We start from the raw sequence: 23,753 nt of genomic DNA on the forward strand, positions 1-23,753 counted from the left end.
CGCGGTCAGGCGGGTACGGCCACCGCCTCGCGCAGCAGCCGGCGGGCGAGCAGGATCCGGTCCGTGTCGTCGTCGAGTCCGGGCAGGTCACCGACGCGGGAGACACCGCCGTCGAGAAATGCCCGCAGCGCCAGCGCACACTGTCCGGGGAAGGTGATGGTCCGGTCGAACAGGCGCAACACCACCCGGTCGGGCTCGTCCGGACCGGCCGGCCCGAGCTGCCAGTCGAGGCCGGCGCGGGGGGCGAGCCGGGAGTCGGCGTCGAGAGCCGCGATGGCGTCCGCCTGGGCCAGCGGCCGGATCGGCGCGGGACGCGCGGCCGACCAGACGCGTTCCCTGAGCTTGGCCGCGACCGCGGCCGGGTCGGCCCGGTCCAACCAGTCGCGCAGCGCCTCGACGGTTTCGGTCAGCTCCGGCCCGATCTGGCCGGGCTCGGCGAGGTCGAGCCCGAACGGCAGCGCGGCGCGCAGCCGCGGGTCCTCGGCGGCCAGCCCGAGCAGGGTCTCCACCAGTGCGTAGCGGGTGAGGGCCCGGACTCCGACGGTGAGGTGCAACGAGCTGCCCTGCTGCGCCTGGGCGCTGTGCAGCCAGCCACGGGGCAGGTAGAGCGCGTCGCCGGGCTCAAGGGTCACGTCGAGCGCCGGTGGTCCGGCCGCGGTGGCGGAGACCTCGTCGGCCCGGCCGCCCCAGGGTTGGCGTTCCAGCGGATCGACCAGCACCGGTTCGTGGATCCGCCAGTGTTTGGAGCCGTCGACCTGGAGCACGAAGACGTCGTGCGTGTCGTAGTGGGTGGCGAAGCCCTGGTTGCCGGCCGGGGTCAGGTAGGCGTTGACCTGCAGCGGCTGGCGCAGGCTGGCGCCCAGCTCACGGGTGAAGTCGATCAGCGGTGGCCAGTTGCGGTGCAGTCCCTGCAGGACGAGGGTGGCGCCACCGGCGTACAGGTCGAGGATCCGTTCGTCGAGCACCTGGTCGGTGACCTCGGCCCCGGCGCCGCCGCCGCCGGTGAACCGGCCCGCCGGCAGCACCTGGCCGTCCTTGGCCACCCTCAGGAACGGGGTACGCAGACCTCGTCGACTGAGCAGTTCGTCGGCGTCGGCGGGGCTGAGCAGGTCGGTGAAGCCGTCCGGGTTGGCCAGTTCCTTGGCGCGGGACAGCAGGGGTGCGCGGCCCCAGTGGGTGGTGACGAACGCGGCCGGGGGCAGGGCCACGCAGCGGGCCAGCGCCGGGCGGCGGTCGCCGCCCGGCGCGTTGTCGGTCATCTACCGGGTCCCGGCTACCGGGCCGCGCTGTCCGCGCCGCCGTCACGCTGCCCGGGGTTGGCCCCACCGTCGGCCGGACCCTCGGCGCTGCCGTCGGCGCCGCCGTCGTGCTGACCCGGTGTGGCTCCACCGTCGGCCGGGCCTTCGGCGCTGCCGTCCGCGCCGCCGTCGTGCTGACCGGGCGTGGCTCCACCGTCGGCCGGACCCTCGGCGGCGCCGTCGGCACCGCCGTCCCGCTGACCGGGGTTGGCCCCACCGTCGGCCGGACCCTCGCCGGCACCGCCGCCGCTCGTCCGGATGTCGTCGTCGTCGAGTCTCATCGGGCCCCCTCGGTTCAGTCGCCCCACCTTCCACGCGGCGGGGCGCCGTGCCACCGGGTGGTACCCGGCGCACGATCACCCCTAACCCGCTGGCAGGGATCACTCCACCAAGAAGCCTAATTCAGCTCGAATCATCTCAAAGCGGTTCGCTGAGTCCGGCTTTCGATCCGAGCCGGATGCTGGGCGCAAGCATCGGAACGCGTCAGCGCCGCACCAGGGGCGCGGAGCTGTCCCGTACGACCAGGTCGGTGGAAAGCTCCACCCGAGGGGTGTCCACCGGCTCACCGCGGGCCAACCGCAGCACCGTACGGGCGGCGAGCAGCCCCATCTCCGCCAACGGCTGGCGGACCGTGGTCAGCGGGGGCGAGGACCACCGCGCCTCGGGCAGGTCGTCGAAACCGACCACGCTCACGTCGTCGGGCACCCGCAGCCCGCGCCGACGGACCGCCTCGTACGCGCCGAAGGCCATCTGGTCGCTGGAGGCGAAGATCGCGGTGGGCGGTTCGGGGAGGTCCAGCAGCGCCGTACCGCCGGAGTATCCAGACTCGTGGTAGAAGTCCCCGGGCACGATCAGCTCGTCGAGCATGGGGATGCCGGCGGCCTCCAGCGCTGCCCGGTAACCGTCCAGCCGCGCCCGGCTGCACAGCAACCGGGGTGGGCCGGCGATGAAGCCGATCCGGCGGTGGCCGAGCGAGAGCAGGTGCTCGGTCGCCCGGAGCCCACCGGCCCAGTTCGTCGCACCGATCGTCGGTATGTCCAGGCTGGGTACTCCCGCCGGGTCGACCAGCACCATCGGCACGTTGAGCCGGCGCAGCTCGGCGTGCACCGGCGGGGCGAGGTCGCTGGTCACCAGGATCACCCCGTCGGTGGCCCGGGTACGCAGGTTCTGCAGCCACTGCCGGGTGGAGGTGGACCTGCGGTGGATGGCCGACACCACGGTGCCGACGCCGGCCGCGTGCGCGACGTCCTCCACCCCACGGATGATCTCCACCGCCCAGGGGCTGTCCAGGTCGTTGAAGACCAGGTCGATGAGGCTCGCGCCGGCCCGTGGCCGGGTGGCCCGGCGCCGGTAGCCGTGCCGGCGCAGCAACTCCTCGACCCGCTCCCGGGTCTGCGGCGCGACATCGTTGCGACCGTTGAGCACCCGGGACACGGTGGGCACCGACACCCCGGCCTCCTGGGCGATCGCGGTGATGGTGATCCGGCGTCCTTCGTCGACCGTCACGAGGCAGCTCCTTCGTCGAGGCTCCAGCCTACGACCGAAACACTTTCGCGGTCGCGCCGGCACCTGGCTCGGATGGATCACCGTTGCCCGAGGCCCGATGCCGGAGCGGCGGCCGGTGCCGGCAGCTCTGGCGTTTTGCACCAAGTTACGGAACTGTTCCGGAAAGTGGTGCCCGCAGACTAGCCGATCGGGCTACGACAGGACGCTCTCCGGCCCGCGGCGAGGTGTCGTAACGGGGACAGGGCGACCGGGCATCGACATCTGCGACCATGGAGGACATGGCAGTTGGACGACGTACGGCCTGGGATCCGCTGGCCGCGACCGCCGCCGCGCTCGCGCTACTCGTGACGGTTCTCTATCTCTGGCTGATCGGCCAACAGGGCGGTCAGGCCGTTGCCTGGTTCGTCGGCGGAACCGCCACGGCTGGCCTGCTGGCCGGGTACGGCGTGCGGCGGGCGGCAGCCCACCGGGTCGCGGCGCTGGCGACCGCCGGCACGATCATGATCGTGCTGGGGGTGCTCGGCATCCTCTCGATCGGTCTGCCGATCCTGGTGGCCGGCGCACTGTCCCTGACCGCGGCGCTGCGTCCCCCTGCCAAGGTGAACGGCCCCGCGTCGTCGACCTGAGCGTCGCCCCGGCGGCTCAGCCAGCGATCTCCTCGACGACGCTGGTGCCGCTCCCCGACCGCGACTCCCACGTCTCGTCCAGCCGCAGCCGGCCGTCCGGCAGTACGCTGACCACCGTGTCGCAGCGACCGCCCGATGTCTGCCCGTCGCGGTTGAGTTGCACGTACCGCAGGCTGATCAGGTCGCCCTCGCGGGTGCCGACCAGCGCGCGGGCCACCGGACCGCCAGCCGACTCTCCGTAGCGGTCGGCGCCGACTAGCGCCGGAATCCGACCCGACGCGCCTCGGTCCAGGAACGCAGCAGCCATTCGACCGGCCCGTACCGGAACCGGGCCAGCCACCAGGCACTGAAGAGCAGTTGCCCGCCGAAGATGCCGACCGCGATGAGCAGGGTGGGCAACGGGGCGACCCGGCCGACCAGCCCGAGGCCGATTCCGGTGAAGATCAGTACAGCGGCGACCGACTGGCCGAGATAGTTGGACAGGGCCATCCGGCCGGCGGGCGCGAGGATCCCGGCGAGCCGGTGACCCCACCCGGTGTGGAAGCCCCGCAACGCGGTGGCGACGTACGCGGCCATCAGCAGGGGTGCGGTGAGGATGCTCAGCACCAGCCCGGTCAGGTTCGCGGTTCCGCCGCCAATCGCGAAGACCAGCGCACCGGCCAGGCCGATCGGGTAACCGACCTGCTGCACCCGCCGCAGCAGGACCTGGTGCCGGGTGACGTCGGCGAGCAGGCGTACCTTGCCGGCCGCCAGGCCGACCAGGAAGGCACAGAGGGCCAGCGGTCCCTGGACCAGCAACGCCGAGATCATCGCCGGCATGGCACGGAGGTGCTCGACCAGCACCGAGCCGAGGCCACCGCCGAGCGCCTCGGTGGACCGCGCACCGGCGTCCACCGCGACGGCGTCGTCCGGGACCAGGCCACCACCGCGTACCGCCACCAGCGCGATGAGCAGCGCGACCAGGCCGAGCAGGGCCGCCGCCAGGGTCGACGCGGTCTTCGGCCGCATCCCCCGCGCGGCGAGCAGCACCAGCCCGAGCAGGGCGTACGTGGTCAGGATGTCACCGTGGAAGAGGAACACCGCGTGCAGTACGCCGAGCACGAACAGCCCCGCCAGCCGGCGCCGGAAGCGCGGGGCGAAGGTGACGCCGCGTCGTACGGCGGAATCGATCTGGAGGGTGAAGCTGTAACCGAACAGGAAGGAGAAGAGCAGGTAGAACTTCATGGTGAAGAGGAACTCGACGAGCCAGCGGGTGCCCTGGTCCACCCAGGAGCCGTACGCCGGGTCGGGTATGAGATGGAACGGATACCCGGACGCGAAGAACGCGATGTTGACCACGAGGATGCCGAAAAGCGCGAAGCCCCGTAATGCGTCGAGGTCCCCGATGCGTGCGCCGTCGCCGGCTTTCCCCGTGATGTCGACGGGTGGGTCCACCCGTACCGGACCACTGATCGGACTCATGGCTTGTCCCCCCGGATGTCAGCCCTGTGGATCGCGTCGCCGCCGGTACGTGGTTCGGACCGCTGTCGGCGTGCGGATCGTCGGAATCCAACGTATGAGGGATCGGGCCTGGTCGACAGCCGGCAGACCGGAGGATTCGGGGTAGGGCTGGGCCTACCACCGGGGCATCTGGGCCGGTGTGGTGCTGTCGCTCGACACGCTCCGGATGGCCGGATCTGCCCGGCCCTGACACCCGCCCGAACACCTCGACGACGAGCCTGGGAGGGGTCCATCGTGGCGTGATCCGGGCGTGTACCGTCGCCGCATGACGGTGCTGCAGGAGTTTGTCGCCGCCCTTTCCAGCGGCCGGATCCGGGTTGTCGATCTCACCGCCCCGCTGTCGGACCAGACGCCGATCCTCGGCCTGCCCGAGCAGTTCGGCCAGACCTGGCCGTTCCAGCTCACCGAGATCAGCCGGTACGACGACCGCGGCCCCGCCTGGTACTGGAACAACTTCTCCACCGGCGAGCACACCGGCACCCACTTCGACGCACCGATCCACTGGGTCACCGGCAAGCAGGCGGCCGACGTGTCGCAGGTGCCGGTGAGTCAACTGATCGCGCCGGCCGTGGTGATCGACCACAGCGCCGACGCGGCCGCCAACCCCGACTTCCTGCTAGAGATCGAGCACGTACGGGCGTGGGAGGCGGAGTACGGCGAGCTGCCGGCCGGCGGTTGGCTGCTCTACCGCACCGGCTGGGACGCGTACGGCGACGACGCCGAGCGGTACGCCAACGCCGGCCGTACGCCGGGGATCTCGGCCGAGTGCGCCCGCTGGCTGGCCGAGGAGTCGCCGATCCAGGGCATCGGGGTGGAGACGGTCGGCACCGACGCCGGTGCGGCGCACTCGTTCGACCCGCCGTTCCCGTGCCACTCGTACCTGCTGGGCCAGGATAAGTACGGGCTGACCCAGTTGCGCAACCTCGCCGAGCTGCCGCCGACCGGTGCGGTGGTGATCGCCGGGCCGCTGCCGATCGTGGCCGGCTCGGGCAGCCCGTGCCGGGTCCTCGCGCTGGTCGAACCGTAGACGCGGGCCGGCGATGCGGGTATCCGAGGTGGTCGGCCGGGTGCTGGCCGGACACGGCGTGCGGTACGTCTTCGGTGTGGTCGGCAGCGGCAACTTCCACGTGACGAACGCGCTGGTGGCGGCCGGTGCCCGGTTCGTGCCGGCCGCGCACGAGGGCGGCGCGGCGAGCATGGCGGACGGCTTCGCCCGTACCTCGGGCACGGTCGGGATCCTCTCGGTGCACCAGGGTCCGGGCCTGACCAATGCGCTGACCGGCATCACCGAGGCGGCGAAGAGCCGTACGCCGATGCTGGTCCTGGCTCCGGAGGCGACCGCACCCCGGTCGAACTTCTTCCTCGACCTGCCGGCCCTGGCCGCCTCGGTCGGCGCCGACTTCTTCCGGGTACGCGCGGCGCACGCGGCCGAGGACACCGGTGCCGCCTTCCGGGCCGCCGCCCGGGGCGCGACGGTGCTGCTGGGTCTGCCGCTCGAGGTGCAGAACGCGTCGACCGAGGCGTGGTCGGGCCGGATCGCACTGGCCGCACCCGAGCCGCCGGTCGAGCCGGAGGTGGAGCCGCTGGTGGCAGCGCTGCGCGCGGCACGCCGGCCGGTGTTCGTCGCGGGCCGGGGTGCGCGCACCGCCCGCGAGCCGTTGATCCGGCTCGCCGAGGAGTGCGGCGCGCTGCTCGCGGTCTCCGCCGCGGCCAAGGGGCTGTTCGTCGGGAACCCGTGGAACCTGGACGTGGCCGGCGGGTTCGCCACCCCGCTGGCGACCTCGTTGATCGGCGAGGCGGACCTGGTCGTCGCCTGGGGCAGCACGCTGAACATGTGGACCACCCGGCACGGTGAGCTGATCCCGCCGGATGCGGTCGTCGCACAGGTGGACCGGGATCCGGCCGCCTTCGGGGTGAACCGACCGGTCGACCTGACCGTGGCCGGCGAGGTCGCGACGGTCGCGGGAGCGGTGCTGGCCCGGCTGGCCGGGCAACCGGTGTCGGACCGGCCGGCGGCGGGATGGCGTACGCCGGAGCTGGGCCGGCGGATCGAGCGGGAGGGTCGCTGGCGGTCGGTGTCCTACGTGGACGAGGGCGGCTCGGGGCAGCCGATCACGATCGACCCCCGGACGCTCTCCATCGCCCTGGACGACCTGCTGCCGTCGGAGCGGACGGTGGTGGTGGACTCCGGCAACTTCATGGGCTACCCGTCGATGTTCCTCGACGTACCGGACGTGGCCGGGTTCTGTTTCACCCAGGCGTTCCAGTCGATCGGGCTCGGTCTGGCCAGTGCGCTCGGCGCGGCGGTCGCCCGGCCGGACCGGCTCACCGTGGCCGCGCTCGGCGACGGCGGTTTCCTGATGTCGGCCGCCGAGTTGGTCACCGCCGCCCGGCTGGCCCTGCCGCTGGTCGTGGTGGTCTACGACGACGCGGCGTACGGCGCGGAGGTGCACCATTTCGGTCCGGACGGCTATCCGCTGGACACGGTGACGTTCCCGCAGACCGATCTGGCCGCGATCGCCCGCGGGTACGGCTGCGCCGGGGTGACCGTCCGGGGTGTCGATGACCTCGAGCCGGTACGCGACTGGCTCGCCGGTCCCCGGAGCCGACCGATGGTGGTCGACGCGAAGATCTCCGGCGAGCACGGTTCGTGGTGGCTGGAGGAGGCGTTCCGAGGGCACTGAGCGCCCGTTCGTGCACTCCGCCGACGGTCAGCGATGCATGTGCACGCGGATGCTGGTCGCACCGGGACGGGTGTGTACGCGTACCAGGTCGCACAGCTCGTTGACCAGCACCAGCCCCCGTCCACCGTCCTGGTCCGGCGTGGCCGGAATCCGACCGGCGAGCGGCTCGGTGATGTGCCCGGTGTCGCTGAGCTGGCAGATCAACTGGCTGCCCTCGGTCCAGACCGCCAGGGTGCCGGTGGCGCCGCCGTGCTCGACCGTGTTGGCGGCGAGTTCGTTGACCGCCAGGGTCAGGTCGCTGACCCGGTCCGGTTCCAGTCCGGCGGCGAGGGCCTGCGCGGTCACCAGCCGGCGCAGCGCCCAGAGGGTGTGGAACTCGATCACGACGGTTTCGGCGTGCTCGGGTGGGGGCGGCAGCGGCAGGTTGAAGCCGTCGGCCACCACGAGCGGATCCGCGTAGTACGGGCTGTCCCAGGCCGCGGTGGCGGTCCGCACGGTCGGATGGGTGCGGTACGCGTCGTCGAGCCAGTCCCGGTCCAGCCGACCGCTGTCGTACGGGCACAGGATGGTGGCCCGCCGGCCGGTGAAGACGGCGTTGATCAGGGCCTCGTGCTGGGCGCAGGCGGGGTACTCGTCGGCGGTCCGCCCGGCCCAGACGGGCTCTCCGACGATGCGCACGGGACTGTCGGGGTGCGCGTCGGCGAAGGCGAGCAGCACACCGGGGAGGATCCGCCCGGGGTTGCGCCCGGCCACGCCCATGTCGTGGAGCTGGACGTCGGCCGCGTCGGCACCGAGTGCGCCGCGGATGTGGTCCAGGTTCTCCTCGGGTACGGCGACCATCACCGGTTCACCGGCAGCCAGTCCGGCGCGGATGAACGGCACGGTGCCGGCCAGGTATTCGTACTGGTTCGCGTAGAACAGGGCCGGGTGCACGAAGGCGTCGAGACCGGTGGACTCGCGCATGGCCCGACCGCCTCCCCTGCCCGCCTGTTTCCGATCACCGCGGCGACCCGGACGGCTCGGCAGGAGTCATCCGAATGCCGAGCGGACGTCGCCGTCCATCACCATAGCCGTCCATTGCATCGGTGCATTCCCGGCGGCGGGCAGAAACGCCCGACCACTCGGCCAGCGCAGACCACCGGTTTCGCGGAGTCCGATCACCCTCCGTGTCCAACGATCCCGAGGCGGTGGGAGCCCGGCTCACGGGGTGGCGTACGCGTGCAGCGGCCCCGGGGCCGGCCGTGCGTCGAGCGTGCTCGGATCCACGCTCCACGCACCCGCGAGTCGCATCACGTCGTGCTCGGAGACCAGGATGTCGGGCTCGCCGTCCAGCGCGGGCGGCAAGCCCATCGACTGCTCCACGTCGTCGGGATCGCCCCGCCACTCGGTGACCTCGCCGATCTCGCCGAGGAAGCCGAACGCGCGTACCGCCACGCCGTCGACCGCGCGGGCCCACCGGTGCAGCTCGGAGACGCGGTAGGTGGCGAAGAGCTGCACCTCGGTGCCGAGCGTGGCGGACAGTTCCACCACGTCCACGACGGTGTTCGGCCGCAGTAGCCAGCGGCCGGTGGCCAGCAGCCAGCGCGCGTCGCGGGCACCGGGCAGCGGTGGGGTCACCACCAGGCGATCGTCGGTCAGGTAGGCCAGGTCGATGCCGTCCCGCCAGGAAACCGTACCGAGGTCGCGCAGTGCCAGGGCCCCGGTGAGGGCCTCGACGTCGGCGTCCCGAACCGCCAACCACGACTGTTTGTGGCCGAATCCGACCATGGTCTCCCCCTGCATGCCCCGCACGTTACCGACCTTCGCCGCGCCGACGCGGCGACTTACCGGCGCGGGCGCCGGATCCGACCCTCCGGGTCCCCGCCGGGCCCGGTCGAATCGGGTACGCGGCACGCCGGATCGCCGGTACGGCCCCGGCCGCGACACGTCGGCGGATCTCGATGAGCAAGGATGATTCGTTAGTTCCGTTCCCGATCACGCATTTCGTCCCCGGAAGGACTGGACATGGAAAAGCCGAACATCGGACCGATCGAGGGTGCGCCCCCGGCGGACCTGGTCATCGAGGACATCACCGTCGGCGAGGGTCCGGAGGTCGGGCGCGGCCAGTGGGCCTCCGTGCACTACGTCGGCGTCTCCCACTCCACCGGCGGCGAGTTCGACTCCTCCTGGGGCCGGGGCGAGCCGTTCGGCTTCCAGGTCGGCGCCGGGCGGGTCATCGCGGGTTGGGACCAGGGCGTGGCCGGTATGAAGGTCGGCGGCCGGCGCAAGCTCGTCATCCCGCCGCACCTCGGGTACGGCAACCAGGGCGCCGCCGGTGTGATCAAGCCGGGCGAGACGCTGGTCTTCGTGGTCGACCTGGTCGACGTCAAGTAGTCCTCGACCGTCGGCGGTGCCGGCGATGCCCGTACCCGGGGCCTCGCCGGCACCTCGGTGGGCGGTGACGGCGGGCGCGTCCTCGGGTTAGGGTGCGGCGATGTCGTCGTACGTGATCGGCGGTGTTCTCGCGCGGACCTCGCGCGCGGCCTCCCTCGGCCTCGTGGCCGGGGTGTATCTGGTGGCCGGCGGCGCGGGCGCGCTGACCTGGTGGCTGCTCGCCCCGCACCACCACCCGCTGGCGGTGGCCCTCTGGGCCGACCTGGTCGGCACCGCAGTGGTCTTCGCCGCCTCGGTGCTGGCCCGCAACGCCAGCCTCTACGACCCCTACTGGAGCGTGGCGCCACCGCTGGTCGTCCTCGGCTGGGTGGTGGCCGCCGGGCACGGCGTGGGCGTACGGCAGGCGCTGGTGCTCGGCCTGGTCACCGTCTGGGCGGTACGCCTCACCGGCAACTGGATGGCCGGCTGGACGGGCCTGAGCCACGAGGACTGGCGTTACGTGCAGATGCGCGAGCAGACCCGGGGTCGGCTCCCCTGGTGGCTGGTCAACCTCACCGGTGTGCAACTCGTGCCCACCCTGGTCGTCTTCGCCGGCCTGCTCGCCGTCTGGCCGGCGGTCACCGGCGACCGGCCGCTGGGCTGGCTCGACGCGGTCGCGGCCGGGCTCACCGCCACCGCGATCGCCCTGGAGGCACTCGCCGACCGCCAGTTGCACCGGTTCACGGCCGAGCCGGCGAACCGGGGCCGGATCGCCGACCGGGGCGTGTGGCGCTACGTCCGGCACCCGAACTACCTGGGCGAGATCGCCTTCTGGTGGGGACTGTGGTTGTTCGGGCTGGCCGCCGCACCGCGCTGGTGGACCGTGGTCGGGCCGCTGGCGATGGTGGCGTTGTTCACCGGGGTGAGCATCCCGATGATGGACCGGCGGTCGCTGGACCGCCGGCCCGGTTATCGGGAACACATGCGAAAGGTGCCCGCCCTGCTGCCCCGGCTCACGCGCCGACCGGCACCCGCTCCTTGATGAAGTTGAGCAGTTCCCGGGTGACGTCGTCGGCGTGGGTCCACGGGATCCCGTGCGGCGCGTCCTTCAGGACGATCAGCTTGCTGCCGTTGACCATGCCCGCCAACCGCTTGCCGGTGGAGGGGAACGGCAGCACCCGGTCGGCGTCGCCCTGGATGATCAGCAGCGGTACGTCGATCCGGGGCAGGTCGTCCCGGAAGTCGGTCAACCAGGTCGGTACGGCGGCCAGGGTGGCCGTCGGCGACGAGCTGATCGCCATGTTCCAGTTCGCCCGTACCACCTCGTCGCTGACCAGCTTGCCGGCGTTCACGTCGAGGTTGAAGAAGTTCTGCAGGAACTGGGTGTACCAGACGTACCGGTCCTTGCGGATCTGGTCCATGAAGCCGTCGAACAGGCTCTGCTCGACCCCCTCGGGGTTGTCGGCCGTCTTGAGCAGGAACGGCGGGATCGGCGAGACCACCACCGCTCGGTTCACCCGCGCGGACCCGTACGCGCCGAGGTAGCGGGTCACCTCGCCGGTGCCCATCGAGTGCCCGACCAGGGTCACGTTGCGCAGGTCGAGGGTGTTCATGATCTGGTCCAGGTCGGCGGCGAAGGTGTCGTAGTCGTAGCCCATGGTCGGCTGGCTCGACTTGCCGAAGCCCCGACGGTCGTAGGTGATGGCCCGGTAGCCGGCGTCTACCAGCGCCTGCACCTGCTTTTCCCAGGCGGTGCCACCGAACGGGTACCCGGGGATGAGCAACACCGGCTGACCTGCGCCGTGGTCCTCGTAGTAGATGTCGATGGACGCGGAATTCTCCACCCCGACACTGATGTACGGCATCTCGACTCCTCTCGCATGGACACGTGCGTGACGGGGGGTCGGCCGATCTGTGTGCCACGTGAGAGGGGCGCGGCAGCCTGAAATTAACACGGTCCGGGGCGGCGGGTAGCCGAGTCGCGGGGTTGGGTCGACACCCACCGAGCGGCACCGCAAATTTTCGGCCCCGGTCCGATAGTTCAGGTTGTCGCCGTACGCCTGCCGCATCGCAATGTCATCGAGCCGGCCCTGTCCCGGACGGGGCAGTGGGCCGAGAGCAGAGCGTCGAGACCCTCGACGGGAAGCCAAGTTTCCGGAAACATATCGGAAGCAACGGCATCAGCCCTCGGCACGACGACGTCGCCGACGGGACTTCGGAGTGCCGGTACAAGCGACAGGAGGCTGCCATGAGCAGCGATCCCCGGGCCAGCGACGACGGCCACCGCACCCTGACGGCGGCGCCACTGGCAACGTGGCAGGACCCGTCCCGACCAGTCGACGTACGGGTCGACGACCTTCTCGGCCGGTTGTCGCTGGAGGAGAAGATCGCCCAGCTGTACGGCGTATGGGTGGGCGCGGACGTGTCCGACGAGGACATGGCCCCGCACCAGCACGACATGGTGGACGAGATACCGGACTGGCGGGAACTCATCCGGGCCGGACTGGGACAGCTCACCAGGCCGTTCGGCACCGCCCCGATCGACCCCGCGCTCGGCGCCCGGGCGCTCGCCCGGATGCAGGCCGAGATCGTCGCCGCGAACCGGTTCGGCATCCCCGCGATCGCCCACGAGGAGTGCCTGTCCGGCTTCATGACCTGGGGCGCCACCGTCTACCCCACCCCGCTTGCCTGGGGTGCCAGCTTCGACCCCGAACTCGTGGAGCGGATGGCCGGGCAGATCGGCGCGGCGCTGCGACGGGTCGGCGTACACCAGGGGCTGGCGCCGGTGCTCGACGTGACCCGCGATCCCCGGTGGGGCCGGACCGAGGAGACCATCGGCGAGGATCCGTACCTGGTGGCGACGATCGGGACCGCGTACGTGCGGGGGTTGCAGTCGGCCGGTGTGGTCGCCACCCTGAAGCACTTCGCCGGCTACTCCGCCTCCCGGGCCGGGCGCAACTTCGCCCCGGTCGCGGTCGGTCCGCGTGAACTCGCCGACGTGCTGCTCCCGCCCTTCGAGATGGCGGTCCGCGACGGCGGGGCCGGTTCGGTCATGCACTCGTACGCCGAGGTCGACGGCGTACCGGCGGCAGCCGACGAACGGCTGCTCACCGACCTGCTGCGGGTTCGCTGGGGCTTCACCGGGACCGTGGTCGCGGACTACTTCGGGGTCGCCTTCCTGCAACTGCTGCACCATGTCGCCGACTCGGCCGTGGACGCGGCCCGGCTCGCGCTCACCGCCGGGGTCGACGTCGAACTGCCCGCCGTACGCTGCTTCGGCCCGGCCCTGGTGACCGCGGTACGCGCTGGCACGGTGCCGGAAGCCCTGGTCAACCGGGCCGTCGCCCGGGTGCTGCGGCAGAAGTGCACGCTGGGACTGCTCGACCCGGACTGGCAACCCGGTCCGCCGGCCCTGGCCGGCCGTGGCGACGAACCGAGCGAGCTGGAGGGGACCGTCGACCTCGACCCGCCGGCCAACCGGGCGCTGGCCCGGGAACTCGCCGAGGAGTCGGTGGTGCTGCTCGCCAACACCGACGTCCTCCCCCTCGCCCCTGACTCCCGGATCGCGCTGGTCGGGCCGCTGGCCGACGGCGTCACCGGGATGCTCGGCTGCTACACCTTCCCGAGCCACGTCGGCGGCCAGCATCCGGGCGTACCGGCCGGGGTGGACATCCCCACCCTGCTCGCGTCGTTACGCGCCGAACTGCCCGCCGCGAGGCTCACCCACGCCGCCGGCTGCGCCGTCGACGGTACGGACCGCGCCGGGATCGCCGAGGCGGTGGCCGCCGCCACCGACGCCGACGTGTGCGTAGCGGTGCTCGGCGACCGGGCCGGCCTGTTCGGCGCCGGTACGTCCGGTGAGGGCTCCGACGCAGCCGACCTGCACCTGCCCGGAGTCCAACAGGATCTGCTGACCGGGTTGCTCGACACCGGCACGCCGGTGGTGCTGGTGCTGCTCGCCGGGCGTCCGTACGCCCTCGGTGGGTGGGCGGACCGGCTCGCCGCCGTGGTGCAGGCGTTCTTCCCGGGCGAGGAGGGCGGTCCCGCGGTCGCCGGGGTGCTCGGCGGCCGGGTCAACCCGTCCGGCCGGCTCCCGGTCAGCGTGCCGCGCCATCCCGGTGGGCAGCCGGCCGGATACCTGGCCCCCGCGCTGGGCCACCGCACCGAGGTGAGCAACATCGACCCGACCGCCCGCCACCCGTTCGGACACGGCCTGTCCTACACCCGCTTCGAGTGGAGTGACGTCCTCGTCGACGGTGTCGAACCCGCCGACGGCGAGCGTACGGAGATGGCGACCGGCGGTACGGTGACGGTCTCGGTGGCGGTACGCAACACCGGGGAACGCGACGGCGCCGAGGTGGTGCAGCTCTACCTGCACGACCCGGTGGCGCAGGTGACCCGGCCGGTGGTCCGGCTGACCGGCTACGCCCGGGTCCCGCTCGCCGCGGGTGAGGCCCGGCGGGTGACCTTCCGGGTGCACGCCGACCTGACCTCGTTCACCGGCCGCGACGGCCACCGGGTGGTCGAACCCGGCGACCTGGAGTTGCGGCTGTCCGCGTCGAGCGCCGAACACCGGTTCGTGGTGCCGCTGCGGCTGACCGGCGCCGAGCGTCGGGTGGACCACCGGCGGCGGATGGTCGCGGAGGTGACGGTGCGCTGAGATCCGACCGGTGCGCAGGTCAGGGGATGATCGTCGCCAGGTCCTCGGGCATGGTCGACCTGACGTCGTCCCACTCCCCCGGGCTGATGTGCCGCCGCAGGGCGTCGAGGACGGTCTGCACCACACCCTCGGCGCCCCCGTCGACCTCGTACGGGAAGCCCTGCCGAACCTCGTAGAGGAAGTCCTCGCGGTTCAGCTTGACCGGTACGTCGCTCGGTTCCCAGCCCTCGTAGTAGACGCCGCGCACCAGTACCGGCAACTGGGCCGCGAACTGGACGCTCTCCTGCACCGGCAGCCGGTCACGGAGCAGTTGCAGCACCGTGCGCAGCGCCGCGTACGACTGGTTGCGCCGTTGCTTCGGCCACCCGTACGCCTGCTCGATGTCCTTCAGGATGAGGTTCGTCTTCTCGATCGACGCCTCGAAGGTCGAGTACGGATTACTGGCCACCATGTTCCCCCGTCCGGTGAGTTCACCGGCTCTCCCGCCGGTGATCTCACCAGGCTGGCGCCGGGGCGGGTGAGCGGGGTTCACCCCGGCCGGGTGAACGGGTCCGCTCAGGCGGCCCGACGTTCGCGCGACTGCTTGCAGGAGACGCAGGTGGTGGCGGACGGGAAGATTTCCAACCGCTCCACCGGGATCGGTGCCGAGCAGCCCTCGCACCAGCCGTACGTGCCCTCTTCCAGCCGGGCCAGCGCGTGCTCGAACTGCGCCCGGCGGTCGAGGATGGTCCGCAGCAGCGACTGCGCGGTGTCCCGCTCGGCGGTCTTGGTTCCGCTGTCGGCCTGGTCGTCGCCGGCGGTGTCGCCGACCTCCACCAGCCGCAGCACCTGGCTCTGTAGCACGGCGTCGTCGTACTCGCCGGTCAGCTCGTCGTAGCGAGCCTCCAGCGCGAGCCGGATCAGGTCGGTGTCCGCCTGGGAGCGGGCCGTGTCGACCGCATCGTTGACGACGACCGCATCGTTGACGAGCATGCGTTGCCCTGCCTTTCCGTGACGGCGGTGGACTCGCTGCCAGGACCCGGTTGGTCCGGCGCGGTCCACCGTGACCGGGCGCATACCCAAACGGGGCGGCCGTCAAACAGGGAAAATCCGCGCCGTGATCGGGTCCGCGACCCCTACGTCAGGGACTGGGTCGGGGGCGAGGTTCAGGCCGGGTCGCCCGGTTCCACCAGGGCGGGGTGGCGTGGGTCGTCCATCCGTACCACCACGTCGGCGAACGTGGCCGGGAACACCTCTTCGCGGTAGCGGGCGAAGGCGGGCAGGGTCCAGGAGTCTGCCGGGTCGGTGCGCCGGGCCAGCGCCGCGGGCGACAGGACAAGGTGGATGGTGAGGTCGAAGGGCAGCCCTCCGCCGAGCAGGAACGGGCCGCTGACCAGGAGCACCGCACCGGTCGGCAGGTCGAGGTAACCGGCCCGGCTGGCCCGGTCGGTACGCGGATTCCACAGCGAGGGCAGGATCCGGCCGCTGCCCGAAGGCCCGGCCGGATCGAGCACCTCGCGCCGCAGCCCCGCCTCGTCGAGCCAGTCGGTGTAGAACGCGTCCGGGTTGTCCCGGCCGAACTCGTAGCGCAGTGACGCGGGCCGGAGGAAGTCCTCGGCCCTGATCGGCAGCGCCGGCCGACCTCGCAGGCGCAGCGGGTCGACCAGGGCGTCGGCGAGTTGGTCGGGCCCGGCGGCGGCCGGACCGTCGACCGCCACCCGCAGCGGCTGCCCGGGACGTTCCGCGGCGAGCCGGTCGGCCAGTTCCTGGACCAGTGACTCCGGGCTGATCGGGCGGATCTTCACCCGGCCCATCCTGCCCGAACGGGTCAGCCGGTCTGGTCGATGGTGACCCGCGCCTCGTCGGCGAGTCGGTAGCCGACGCCGTAGACGGTGGTCACCAGCGGTACGTCGGCACCGACCTTGCCGCGCAGCCGGCGTACGTGCACGTCGACCGTACGGACGCCGGTGTGCTCGTAGCCCCAGACCGCGGCGAGCAGTTGCAGCCGGGTGAAGACCCGGCGCGGGTGCTCCACCAGGTGCAGCAGGAGGTCGAACTCCAGTCGGGTCAGCGGCAGCGGCTGGCCGTCGACGAGCACGGAGCGGGAGGCGGCGAGGATGCGTACCTCGGGCACGTTCGGGTCGGCGGTGCCCGGGTCGGTGATGGACGGTCCGGTCTGGATCGGCTCCGACACCGGCCGGGGCGGTGGGCGCAGCGCGGCCGGTTCGGCGGTACGCCGGTCCGCGTAGACCGGTCCGGGGGTGACCGTGGCCTGTCCGTGCTCGATCAGTTCACGGGCGGCTTCCAGCAGTCGTTGCGCCGACGGGGTCAGCGCCTCCTCCCCGCCGAGCGGGATGGACAGTGTCACGGTCAGCGCGGGCGCCCCGGCGCTGGTCGGGCGCCGCTGGGCACCCGGCGGGCGACCGGGTCCCGCTGGCTGGGACGTATGCCATCCGGCACGCGACGAGGCGGGGCTGACCGACATGGTCCTCCTTGGCTGATGGGGGGAACTCCCCGCGGCTCGTGGTGCCGCACGCTCGATGTTTCCGGGCACCACCGTTAGGGTCAAGGGGCCACTACGTTGCATGAATGTGACAATTGACGCACGCATCGGAATTGAACGCTCGCTCTGCGTACCAGATCTTGGGAAATCCGGCGGGGCGGTCCACGATGATCGAGTGCGGGGAGTACTGACCGGTTTCACGGTCATCTGGACGGTCACGCTCGCCGGTTACCTGATCGGCCGCATCGGCCTGCTCGGCCCCGACGGGACCACCGTGCTGGCCCGACTCGCGTTTTTCGTCGCCGCACCGGCACTGCTGTTCACCACGCTGGCCCGCTCGTCGCTCGCCGAGGTGTTCACCCCGGCCCTGGCCGCGTTCGTGCTCAGTACGGTGCTGGTCGCCGCCGTCTACCTGGCGCTCGCCCGCTGGGTGTGGCACCGGCCGGCCGGCGAGGCGACCGTGGGCGCGCTCAGCGCGTCGTACGTCAACGCGGCGAACCTCGGCTTGCCGGTCGCGGCGTACGTGCTCGGCGATCCGTCCTTCGTGGCGCCGGTGCTGCTGTTCCAGGTGCTGCTGGCCTCACCGCTGGCACTCGGGGTGCTGGACGCGACCGCCACCGGACAGCGGCCATCGGTACGCCGTCTCGCCCTGCTGCCGGCCCGCAACCCGATCATGCTGGGCTGTGCCGCCGGGCTGGCCGTCACGGTCACCGGGCTGCCGCTGCCCGAACCGGTGATGCGGCCGTTCGAACTGGTCGGGTCGGCCGCCGTACCGCTGGCGCTGCTCGCCCTGGGCATGTCGCTGCGCGGCAGCCGTCCTCTCGACCGCGGCCCGGAGGCGGGCGAGCGGTACACGGCGGTCGGCCTCAAGGTGCTGGTGCAGCCGGCGCTGGCCTACCTGATCGGACGGTTCACCCTCGGGCTCACCGGGCCGGCCCTGCTGGCCGCCGTGGTCACCTCGGCCCTGCCGACCGCGCAGAACGTCTTCGTCTACGCCACCCGGTACCAGCGAGCCGAGTCGCTGGCCCGGGACACGGTGGTGCTCTCCACCCTCGCCGCCGCCGTCACGCTGGTGGCCATCGCGGCCTGGCTGGGCTGAGCCGCACCCCGCCGTCGCGTGGAGTACGCGCTACGCGTCGCGGTCCACGCTGATCCGGGCCTCGTCGGCCAGCCGGTAGCCGACCCCGTACACCGTCGTCACCAGCGGCACCGTCTCGCCCACCTTGGCCCGCAGCCGGCGTACGTGCACGTCGACCGTACGGGCGACCGCGTGTTCGTAACCCCAGACACTGTTGAGCAGTTGCAGGCGGGTGAAGACCCGGCGCGGGTGCTCGGCCAGGAAAACGAGCAGGTCGTACTCCAGCCGGGTGAGCGGGACCGGCGTACCGCCACGCAGCACCTTGCGGGACCCGGCGAGGATCCGAAGTGGAGCGGACTCCGGCCCACCCGCCTCGTCAGCCCGGGGCAGGGCCGGTGCCGGCTCGACGACCAGCCCGACGACACCGGGAGCAGCGGCGACGGTCGCCCGGTCGCCCTGCTCGACGAGCTGCTGGACCAGCTCCAGCAGCCGGGACGCCTGCGGGGTGAGCGTCTCGCCGCCGTTCAGCGTGATGTCGAAGGTGACGGTGAGGGTGGCGGGGGCGTTGCCCGGTTCGATCCGTCGGCGGCCGATTGTCGACCGTACCGATCCGCTCGACGGTGGGTACGTGCGCGGGCTGATCGCGATGACCGACATGAGGGGCCTCCTAGCGCTGGTGTGCCGTGCCGTCCCGCGGCGCGGTGGCGCGCGGGATCAGGTGTACGCCCGGCCGGCGATCGCCGGGGGCGCGGTGGTCAGGTGGGCGTAGACGTCGGTGGGGCCGAACGCGGGCAGACCGGCCAACCGCCAGGCGGCGAAGCCACCCGCGATGTCGGTGGCCAGGTAGAGGCCAAGGTCCTGGAGCGCGGCGGCGGCCAGGGAGGAGGTGTAACCCTCCTGGCAGAAGATCACCACCGGCAGGTCGTACCGGTCCGCGACCGGCAACCGGGCGCTGCTGCGCGGGTCGAGCCGCCACTCCAGCACGTTGCGTTCGATCACCAGCGCGCCGGGGATCGAGCCGGTCGCGGCCCGCTGGGCGGCCGGCCGGATGTCGACCAGCAGCGCCCCTTCCCGGTACGCCAGGTGCCCCGCCTCCGGTTCGAGCCGGTGCAGTCGCAGCCGGGCCGACTCGAGGATGTCGTCGATGCCGCGGGAGCCGGCCGGTGCGGTCGTGTCCGGACAGCTCGCCTGCCGCAGCGATGAGTTGATCAGTTTCACCAGGCCACCCCTGCCTCGGCTACCTCGGCCACCCGCAGCTTGCCGCCGTCGAGTTCGTAACGGGTCATCCGGCGCAGCGCCGGAAGGTAGACGTGCACGCTGACCGCGGGCTCGGTGCCCCGGTTGCTGACCCGGTGCACGTGCCGCGGGCCGAACTGCCGTCCGCTGTCGGCCGCCAGCACGGTGGGCCGCAGCTCGCCACCGACCACTATCTCCTCGGTGAGCGCGCCGGCGGCCACGAGGAAGCCGCCCGACGAACCGCCGTGGTCGTGCAGGTCGGTCGTCTGACCGGGCAGCCAGGTGAGCAGCCAGACCTCGTACGCGTCGGTGCTGGCCAGCCGGGCGTACCAGCGTTCGACCGGGTCGAACTGGGCGGTGACCGGCCAGGCGGCCGGGTTCGAGGCGTACTTCCGGGCGATGGCGAGCGGGTCGGTGGAGTTGATGGTCATCGTCATTCCTCGTCGAAGGCGATCGGTCCAGTGCCACCACCCTAGCCAATAAAACCTATAGGCTTGGTAGGTAATTGACTTCGTCTCATCTGATGGGAAGCGAGGGAGACCCGCCCCGCCGGACAGGACGGAACGGGCCCCTCGACGCGGCCGTACCGAAGCTCAGGCGCCGCCCTCGTTCAGGGTCACCGTGGCCGGTTGGAAGCCCGCACCGGTCACGTCGACCCCCGAACCCTTGAGCGCGTCCAATGCCCGTTGGACGTACTCGTTGGTGTACGCGGCCGGATCCGGCTGCTTGGTCAGCACCGTCTGGCCGTCCTGGTTGCGGGCGGTCAGGGCCAGGTCGACGGTGGCCTTCCAGGCCGCCTCGTCGATCAGCCCGACCCCCTTCGGCGCCGGCCAGATCAGCTTGTTGACCTCGTTGGTCTGCCAAAGCTGGTGGCTGGCACCGAGCTTGGCTCCCCGGGCGACCACCAGGTCCCGGCACACCTGCGGGTTGTCCCTGCAGTACGCCCACCCCTTGATCGTGCCGGTGAGGAACTTCACCGCCGTCTCCTGGTACGCCTTGTCCTTGGCCAACCGCTCGCTGTTGGCCCAGACCGCGTCCTGCAGCATCGCGGTGCCGATCGTGTTCCAGTCCAGCACCGTGAACGCCTCCGGCCGGTAGAGCTGACCGGTCTTCGGGTCCTTCGCCTCCAGTAACTGGGCGTACTCGTTGTAACTCATCGCCTGTGCGGCATCGATGTCGCCGCGCAGCAGCGCCTGCATGTCGAACTGCTGCTGCACCAGCGTGACGTCCTTGCCCGGATCGAGGCCCGCCTTGGTCATCCCGGCGAACAGCTCGAACTCGTTGCCGAAGCCCCAGTTGCCGACCTTGCGACCCTTGAGGTCGGCCGGCGTACGGATCCCCCGGTCGGCGAAGCTCACCTGGTACGTCCCGGACCGCGCGAAGATCTGGCCGATGTCGGTGATCCCGGCACCCTGCTCCCGCGAGGCGAGCGCCTTCGGCACCCAGGCCACGGCGAAGTCGGCCTGTCCCTGCGCCAGCACCGTCTGCGGGACGATGTCGACACCGCCCTCGACGATCTCCACCTCGAGGCCCTGCTCCTGGTAGAAGCCCTTGTCTACAGCGGCGATGTAACCGGCGAACTGGGCCTGCACGAACCACTGCAGCTGCAACTTGACCGAGGTCTTCCCGCCCGGCGCGGTGGATCCGGAACCGGTGCCGTCCGCGGTGCCGCAACCGGCCAGCACCGCACAACTCACCAGCCCGGCGACAAGGCGCCGTCTGCTGAGACTACCCATCTGTCCTCCAGCGGTTGACTCTGCGCATCGGGGCCGGTCGGCCCCGACGTCGGGCGGCGCCGGGCGGGCGAAGGCCCAGCAGCGGCCACCGTCAGCCGGACCGCCGCGCCCGCCAGGGCATCGTCAGGCGCTCCAGGCCGAGGGCGGCCAGGTAGAAGACAAGACCGAGTACGCACGCGCCGACCACGAACGCCCAGGCACGCGGGTACGCGGTGTACGACGCCGCCGAGGTGATCCGCGATCCGAGGCCGTCCTGCCGACCGCCGAAGTACTCCGCGACCACCGCCGCGATCACCGCCAGGGAGGACGCCTGACGCAGACCGGTGAAGACGAACGGCAGCGCGCCGGGCAGGCGTACCAGCCGGGTGAAGGTCCAGCCGGTGGCGGCGTAGCTGGTCATCAGCTCGCGGTGCACCGGGTCGATCTCCCGCAGCCCGCGCAGGGTGTTGAGGAAGACCGGGAAGAACACCACGATCGCCACCACGCTGCGGCGCGGGATGCTGCTGGTGGACTCGAACATGTTGTTGAGGATCGGCGCGAGCGCGATGATCGGCAGCGCGTTGAGTGCCGCCGCGACCGGCACCGCCACCTCGCCGAGGAAGTCGAACCGGCTGGCCACCATCGCCGCGAGGATCGCCAGCACCGCTCCGGCGACCAACCCGACCAGCGCGTTCGCGCCACTGGCCAGACCGACCTGCCAGATCACCGCCCGGTTGTCCACCAGTTCGGTGCCGATCGCGGACGGCGCCGGCAACAGGAACGGTGCCACCCGCCCCAGCGTGACGGTCAGCTCCCACGCCACCAGCCCGCCCACCCCGACCAGCAGCGGCGGACCGACGCCGCGCAGCGCCCGGCGTAGCCGGCCCGCGGTGGTCACCGGGACACCGCCGGGTCCGCCGGTTCCGCCTCGCCCACCGGTCCCGCCTCGTCCGGGCGTTGCGCCGCCGGCCCGCCCCGCAGCGCCTGCCGGACCCGGGTGATGCCGGCGAAGAACTCGGCGGTCTGCCGGGTGGTCTCGTTCCGCTGCGCCAGCTCGATGTCGATCTCGGCGGTGATCCGTCCGGGACGGGCCGACATCACCACCACCCGGTCGGAGAGGTACACCGCCTCCGGGATCGAATGCGTCACGAAGATCGTGCTGGTGCCGGTACGGGCACAGACCCGCAGCAGCTCGTCCTGCAGCCGCTCCCGGGTCATCTCGTCCAGCGCCCCGAACGGCTCGTCCATCAGCAGCAACGGCGGGTGTACCGCCAACGCGCGGGCGATCGCCACCCGCTGCTGCATGCCGCCGGACAGTTGCGCCGGATAGTGCCCGGCGAAGTCGGCCAGCCCGACCAGCTCCAGCATCTCGCGGGCCCGTACCCGCCGCTCCCGGCGCCCGGTGCCGCGCAGTTCCAGCGGCAGTTCGACGTTGCGCTGCACCGTACGCCACTCGAACAGACCCGCCTGCTGGAAGGCGATGCCGTACTCCCGGTCCAGGCGGGCGGTGCGGGCCGGTTTGCCGGCCACCCGTACGGTGCCCTCGCTGACCGGGATCAGGTCGGCGACCAGGCGCAGCAGGGTCGACTTGCCGCAGCCCGAGGGCCCGATGAGGCTGACGAACTCGCCCCGCCGTACGGTCAGGTCGACGCCGGTCAGCGCGGTCACCCGGTCCGGGCGGCCGGGGTTGAAGACCTTGGTCACGCCGGTGATCTCGACCGCCGGTTCGTGTTCCGTGGTGGTCACCGCATCGACGCCCTTCGTCCGGGGGTGAGCAGGATTTCCGCGAGCCCGACCACGCCCGCCACCAGCAGGCCGAGCAGCACCGCGCCGAGCAGCGCGGTGTAGACCTTGGCCGGGTCGGTGGTCGCCTCGCGCGAGTATTCGATGACCAGCCGTCCGATGCCGCCGCGGGTGCCGGTGGAGATCTCCCCGACCACGGCACCCACCACCGCCGCCGCACCGGCCAGCCGCAGCGCCGGATAGAGGTACGGCGTGGCCGCCGGCAACCGCAGTTTCACCAGCGTCCGCCACCAGCCGGCGGCGTAGCTGCGCATCAGCTCCTCGGCGATCGGTGCCGGCGAGGTCAGCCCGCGCAACAACCCGACGGCGATCGGGAAGAACGCCAGGTACGCCGCGATGGTCGCCACCGACATCCACGGCTGCCACGGGTACGAGCCGATCGACAGCCGCCCGCCCCAGCCGGCGATCACCGGGGCGAGCGCGATCAGCGGCACGGTCTGCGACAGCACCACGTACGGCAGCAGCCCGCGCCGGACCCAACGCAGGCGCTGCATCAGCACCGCGAGCAGCAACCCGACCAGCGCCCCGGCGAGGAAGCCGACCGCGACACTGCGCAGCGTGACCAGGCCGGCGTTCGTCACCACCAGCCAGATCGGATCGCCGCCGACCCGCTCCGGATCGCCGAAGCGGCCCAGTATCTCGGTCAGGTGCGGCATGGCGGCGTCGTCGGCCCGGGGCAGCACCCGTACGCCGAACAGCAGCGTGCCGTCCGGGTCACCGACCGCCTTGTAGCCCTCCCAGACCAGCCCCCCGAGCAGCACCGCCCCGAGCACCCCGAGCGCCGTACGCACACCGCGTCGACCCGGTGCCGGG

The 23,753-nt window shown here is 71.9% G+C and carries 26 protein-coding genes; 7 read left to right on the forward strand and 19 right to left on the reverse strand.

All coding sequences use genetic code 11. From position 1 onward, the window contains the following. Positions 1 to 5: 5 nt before the first annotated feature. From AB0J90_RS30225 to AB0J90_RS30235, 3 genes are all read right to left on the reverse strand, one after another. Entirely contained in the window at positions 6 to 1,259 is a 1,254-nt protein-coding gene (locus AB0J90_RS30225) for a cupin domain-containing protein (protein ID WP_363601634.1), read from the reverse strand. Positions 1,260 to 1,273: 14 nt separating this feature from the next. Further along, complete coding sequence (locus AB0J90_RS30230) at positions 1,274 to 1,579, reverse strand: hypothetical protein (protein ID WP_326558654.1); 306 nt, start codon at positions 1,577 to 1,579, stop codon at positions 1,274 to 1,276. A gap of 202 nt (positions 1,580 to 1,781) precedes the next feature. Continuing rightward, on the reverse strand, positions 1,782 to 2,804 hold the full coding sequence (locus tag AB0J90_RS30235; protein ID WP_363601636.1) for a LacI family DNA-binding transcriptional regulator: 1,023 nt from the start codon (positions 2,802 to 2,804) through the stop codon (positions 1,782 to 1,784). Positions 2,805 to 3,082: 278 nt separating this feature from the next. Between AB0J90_RS30235 and AB0J90_RS30240 the strand changes: the two genes are divergently transcribed. Continuing rightward, a complete protein-coding gene (locus AB0J90_RS30240; RefSeq protein ID WP_363601638.1) occupies positions 3,083 to 3,430 on the forward strand; it encodes a hypothetical protein in 348 nt (115 codons plus the stop codon). Between the two features lie 16 nt (positions 3,431 to 3,446). Here AB0J90_RS30240 and AB0J90_RS30245 read toward each other — a convergent pair whose 3' ends face one another. Continuing rightward, the gene (locus AB0J90_RS30245; RefSeq protein ID WP_363601640.1) at positions 3,447 to 3,647 is read right to left on the reverse strand and encodes a hypothetical protein; all 201 of its coding nucleotides are present in this window, start codon (positions 3,645 to 3,647) and stop codon (positions 3,447 to 3,449) included. A 38-nt stretch (positions 3,648 to 3,685) separates the two neighbouring features. Further along, on the reverse strand, positions 3,686 to 4,891 hold the full coding sequence (locus AB0J90_RS30250) for a DUF418 domain-containing protein (RefSeq protein ID WP_363601642.1): 1,206 nt from the start codon (positions 4,889 to 4,891) through the stop codon (positions 3,686 to 3,688). A gap of 304 nt (positions 4,892 to 5,195) precedes the next feature. On the opposite strand from AB0J90_RS30250, the gene AB0J90_RS30255 reads away from it, so the two are divergent. Together AB0J90_RS30255 and AB0J90_RS30260 are read left to right on the forward strand one after the other, a co-directional pair. Beyond that, a complete protein-coding gene (locus AB0J90_RS30255) occupies positions 5,196 to 5,957 on the forward strand; it encodes a cyclase family protein (RefSeq protein ID WP_363601644.1) in 762 nt (253 codons plus the stop codon). A 13-nt stretch (positions 5,958 to 5,970) separates the two neighbouring features. Further along, a complete protein-coding gene (locus tag AB0J90_RS30260; protein ID WP_363601646.1) occupies positions 5,971 to 7,614 on the forward strand; it encodes a thiamine pyrophosphate-binding protein in 1,644 nt (547 codons plus the stop codon). 27 nt (positions 7,615 to 7,641) lie between these two features. Here the strand turns inward: AB0J90_RS30260 and AB0J90_RS30265 are convergent, their stop codons facing one another. Then, positions 7,642 to 8,577 carry a sensor histidine kinase gene (locus tag AB0J90_RS30265; protein WP_363601648.1) on the reverse strand — a complete coding sequence of 312 codons (936 nt, stop codon included), beginning with the start codon at positions 8,575 to 8,577 and terminating at the stop codon, positions 7,642 to 7,644. Between the two features lie 237 nt (positions 8,578 to 8,814). Next, on the reverse strand, positions 8,815 to 9,396 hold the full coding sequence (locus AB0J90_RS30270) for a hypothetical protein (RefSeq protein ID WP_363601650.1): 582 nt from the start codon (positions 9,394 to 9,396) through the stop codon (positions 8,815 to 8,817). 222 nt (positions 9,397 to 9,618) lie between these two features. On the opposite strand from AB0J90_RS30270, the gene AB0J90_RS30275 reads away from it, so the two are divergent. Beyond that, positions 9,619 to 9,987: an FKBP-type peptidyl-prolyl cis-trans isomerase gene (locus tag AB0J90_RS30275; protein ID WP_363601652.1), complete on the forward strand. Its 369-nt coding sequence runs from the start codon at positions 9,619 to 9,621 to the stop codon at positions 9,985 to 9,987. 100 nt (positions 9,988 to 10,087) lie between these two features. Further along, positions 10,088 to 11,008, forward strand: a complete 921-nt coding sequence (locus tag AB0J90_RS30280) for a DUF1295 domain-containing protein (RefSeq protein ID WP_363601654.1) — start codon at positions 10,088 to 10,090, stop codon at positions 11,006 to 11,008. Here the strand turns inward: AB0J90_RS30280 and AB0J90_RS30285 are convergent. Beyond that, positions 10,980 to 11,831, reverse strand: a complete 852-nt coding sequence (locus AB0J90_RS30285) for an alpha/beta hydrolase (RefSeq protein WP_363601656.1) — start codon at positions 11,829 to 11,831, stop codon at positions 10,980 to 10,982. The two genes, AB0J90_RS30280 and AB0J90_RS30285, sit on opposite strands and share 29 nt — an antisense overlap. A 383-nt stretch (positions 11,832 to 12,214) precedes the next feature. Here AB0J90_RS30285 and AB0J90_RS30290 point away from each other — a divergent pair, with 383 nt between their 5' ends. Beyond that, complete coding sequence (locus AB0J90_RS30290; protein WP_363601658.1) at positions 12,215 to 14,626, forward strand: glycoside hydrolase family 3 N-terminal domain-containing protein; 2,412 nt, start codon at positions 12,215 to 12,217, stop codon at positions 14,624 to 14,626. A 19-nt stretch (positions 14,627 to 14,645) separates the two neighbouring features. Here the strand turns inward: AB0J90_RS30290 and AB0J90_RS30295 are convergent, their stop codons facing one another. The 4 genes from AB0J90_RS30295 to AB0J90_RS30310 all read right to left on the reverse strand — a co-directional run bounded on the left by AB0J90_RS30295 (position 14,646) and on the right by AB0J90_RS30310 (position 17,090). After that, positions 14,646 to 15,077 carry a DUF2267 domain-containing protein gene (locus AB0J90_RS30295; protein WP_363601660.1) on the reverse strand — a complete coding sequence of 144 codons (432 nt, stop codon included), beginning with the start codon at positions 15,075 to 15,077 and terminating at the stop codon, positions 14,646 to 14,648. A 104-nt stretch (positions 15,078 to 15,181) separates the two neighbouring features. After that, positions 15,182 to 15,598: a TraR/DksA C4-type zinc finger protein gene (locus tag AB0J90_RS30300; RefSeq protein ID WP_363601662.1), complete on the reverse strand. Its 417-nt coding sequence runs from the start codon at positions 15,596 to 15,598 to the stop codon at positions 15,182 to 15,184. 173 nt (positions 15,599 to 15,771) lie between these two features. Then, positions 15,772 to 16,410, reverse strand: coding sequence for a uridine kinase (locus AB0J90_RS30305; RefSeq protein WP_363601664.1), 639 nt, complete (start codon positions 16,408 to 16,410; stop codon positions 15,772 to 15,774). 23 nt (positions 16,411 to 16,433) lie between these two features. Next, positions 16,434 to 17,090: a winged helix-turn-helix domain-containing protein gene (locus AB0J90_RS30310; protein WP_363601666.1), complete on the reverse strand. Its 657-nt coding sequence runs from the start codon at positions 17,088 to 17,090 to the stop codon at positions 16,434 to 16,436. A 193-nt stretch (positions 17,091 to 17,283) separates the two neighbouring features. Here AB0J90_RS30310 and AB0J90_RS30315 point away from each other — a divergent pair, with 193 nt between their 5' ends. Then, a complete protein-coding gene (locus tag AB0J90_RS30315) occupies positions 17,284 to 18,207 on the forward strand; it encodes an AEC family transporter (RefSeq protein ID WP_363601668.1) in 924 nt (307 codons plus the stop codon). Between the two features lie 30 nt (positions 18,208 to 18,237). Here AB0J90_RS30315 and AB0J90_RS30320 read toward each other — a convergent pair whose 3' ends face one another. The 7 genes from AB0J90_RS30320 to AB0J90_RS30350 all read right to left on the reverse strand — a co-directional run bounded on the left by AB0J90_RS30320 (position 18,238) and on the right by AB0J90_RS30350 (position 23,731). Next, complete coding sequence (locus AB0J90_RS30320; RefSeq protein ID WP_363601670.1) at positions 18,238 to 18,843, reverse strand: winged helix-turn-helix domain-containing protein; 606 nt, start codon at positions 18,841 to 18,843, stop codon at positions 18,238 to 18,240. Between the two features lie 57 nt (positions 18,844 to 18,900). Beyond that, positions 18,901 to 19,383 (reverse strand): rhodanese-like domain-containing protein, encoded by a 483-nt coding sequence (locus tag AB0J90_RS30325; protein WP_363601748.1) that lies wholly within the window; start codon positions 19,381 to 19,383, stop codon positions 18,901 to 18,903. A gap of 17 nt (positions 19,384 to 19,400) precedes the next feature. Further along, positions 19,401 to 19,853 (reverse strand): cysteine dioxygenase family protein, encoded by a 453-nt coding sequence (locus AB0J90_RS30330; protein WP_363601672.1) that lies wholly within the window; start codon positions 19,851 to 19,853, stop codon positions 19,401 to 19,403. Positions 19,854 to 20,015: 162 nt separating this feature from the next. Next, entirely contained in the window at positions 20,016 to 21,158 is a 1,143-nt protein-coding gene (locus AB0J90_RS30335; RefSeq protein ID WP_363601674.1) for an ABC transporter substrate-binding protein, read from the reverse strand. Positions 21,159 to 21,249: 91 nt separating this feature from the next. Then, the gene (locus tag AB0J90_RS30340; RefSeq protein WP_363601676.1) at positions 21,250 to 22,035 is read right to left on the reverse strand and encodes an ABC transporter permease; all 786 of its coding nucleotides are present in this window, start codon (positions 22,033 to 22,035) and stop codon (positions 21,250 to 21,252) included. Next, a complete protein-coding gene (locus AB0J90_RS30345; protein ID WP_363601678.1) occupies positions 22,032 to 22,883 on the reverse strand; it encodes an ABC transporter ATP-binding protein in 852 nt (283 codons plus the stop codon). Before AB0J90_RS30345 ends, AB0J90_RS30340 begins: the two co-directional genes overlap by 4 nt. Next, positions 22,880 to 23,731 (reverse strand): ABC transporter permease subunit, encoded by an 852-nt coding sequence (locus AB0J90_RS30350; RefSeq protein WP_363601680.1) that lies wholly within the window; start codon positions 23,729 to 23,731, stop codon positions 22,880 to 22,882. Before AB0J90_RS30350 ends, AB0J90_RS30345 begins: the two co-directional genes overlap by 4 nt. Between the last annotated feature and the right edge of the window lie 22 nt (positions 23,732 to 23,753).

This window comes from Micromonospora sp. NPDC049523 (genome assembly GCF_040676775.1).
In the GTDB taxonomy this organism is placed as follows: Bacteria; Actinomycetota; Actinomycetes; order Mycobacteriales; family Micromonosporaceae; genus Micromonospora_G.

What these genes read in the sequence shown, in the direction of transcription:
- AB0J90_RS30225 (WP_363601634.1), bottom strand. Translation starts at nt 1,259, where the DNA reads ATGACCGACAACGCGCCGGGCGGCGACCGCCGCCCGGCGCTGGCCCGC.
- AB0J90_RS30230 (WP_326558654.1), bottom strand. Translation starts at nt 1,579, where the DNA reads ATGAGACTCGACGACGACGACATCCGGACGAGCGGCGGCGGTGCCGGC.
- AB0J90_RS30240 (WP_363601638.1), top strand. Translation starts at nt 3,083, where the DNA reads ATGGCAGTTGGACGACGTACGGCCTGGGATCCGCTGGCCGCGACCGCC.
- AB0J90_RS30250 (WP_363601642.1), bottom strand. Translation starts at nt 4,891, where the DNA reads ATGAGTCCGATCAGTGGTCCGGTACGGGTGGACCCACCCGTCGACATC.
- AB0J90_RS30255 (WP_363601644.1), top strand. Translation starts at nt 5,196, where the DNA reads ATGACGGTGCTGCAGGAGTTTGTCGCCGCCCTTTCCAGCGGCCGGATC.
- AB0J90_RS30260 (WP_363601646.1), top strand. Translation starts at nt 5,971, where the DNA reads ATGCGGGTATCCGAGGTGGTCGGCCGGGTGCTGGCCGGACACGGCGTG.
- AB0J90_RS30265 (WP_363601648.1), bottom strand. Translation starts at nt 8,577, where the DNA reads ATGCGCGAGTCCACCGGTCTCGACGCCTTCGTGCACCCGGCCCTGTTC.
- AB0J90_RS30270 (WP_363601650.1), bottom strand. Translation starts at nt 9,396, where the DNA reads ATGCAGGGGGAGACCATGGTCGGATTCGGCCACAAACAGTCGTGGTTG.
- AB0J90_RS30275 (WP_363601652.1), top strand. Translation starts at nt 9,619, where the DNA reads ATGGAAAAGCCGAACATCGGACCGATCGAGGGTGCGCCCCCGGCGGAC.
- AB0J90_RS30280 (WP_363601654.1), top strand. Translation starts at nt 10,088, where the DNA reads ATGTCGTCGTACGTGATCGGCGGTGTTCTCGCGCGGACCTCGCGCGCG.
- AB0J90_RS30285 (WP_363601656.1), bottom strand. Translation starts at nt 11,831, where the DNA reads ATGCCGTACATCAGTGTCGGGGTGGAGAATTCCGCGTCCATCGACATC.
- AB0J90_RS30290 (WP_363601658.1), top strand. Translation starts at nt 12,215, where the DNA reads ATGAGCAGCGATCCCCGGGCCAGCGACGACGGCCACCGCACCCTGACG.
- AB0J90_RS30295 (WP_363601660.1), bottom strand. Translation starts at nt 15,077, where the DNA reads ATGGTGGCCAGTAATCCGTACTCGACCTTCGAGGCGTCGATCGAGAAG.
- AB0J90_RS30300 (WP_363601662.1), bottom strand. Translation starts at nt 15,598, where the DNA reads ATGCTCGTCAACGATGCGGTCGTCGTCAACGATGCGGTCGACACGGCC.
- AB0J90_RS30310 (WP_363601666.1), bottom strand. Translation starts at nt 17,090, where the DNA reads ATGTCGGTCAGCCCCGCCTCGTCGCGTGCCGGATGGCATACGTCCCAG.
- AB0J90_RS30320 (WP_363601670.1), bottom strand. Translation starts at nt 18,843, where the DNA reads ATGTCGGTCATCGCGATCAGCCCGCGCACGTACCCACCGTCGAGCGGA.
- AB0J90_RS30330 (WP_363601672.1), bottom strand. Translation starts at nt 19,853, where the DNA reads ATGACCATCAACTCCACCGACCCGCTCGCCATCGCCCGGAAGTACGCC.
- AB0J90_RS30335 (WP_363601674.1), bottom strand. Translation starts at nt 21,158, where the DNA reads ATGGGTAGTCTCAGCAGACGGCGCCTTGTCGCCGGGCTGGTGAGTTGT.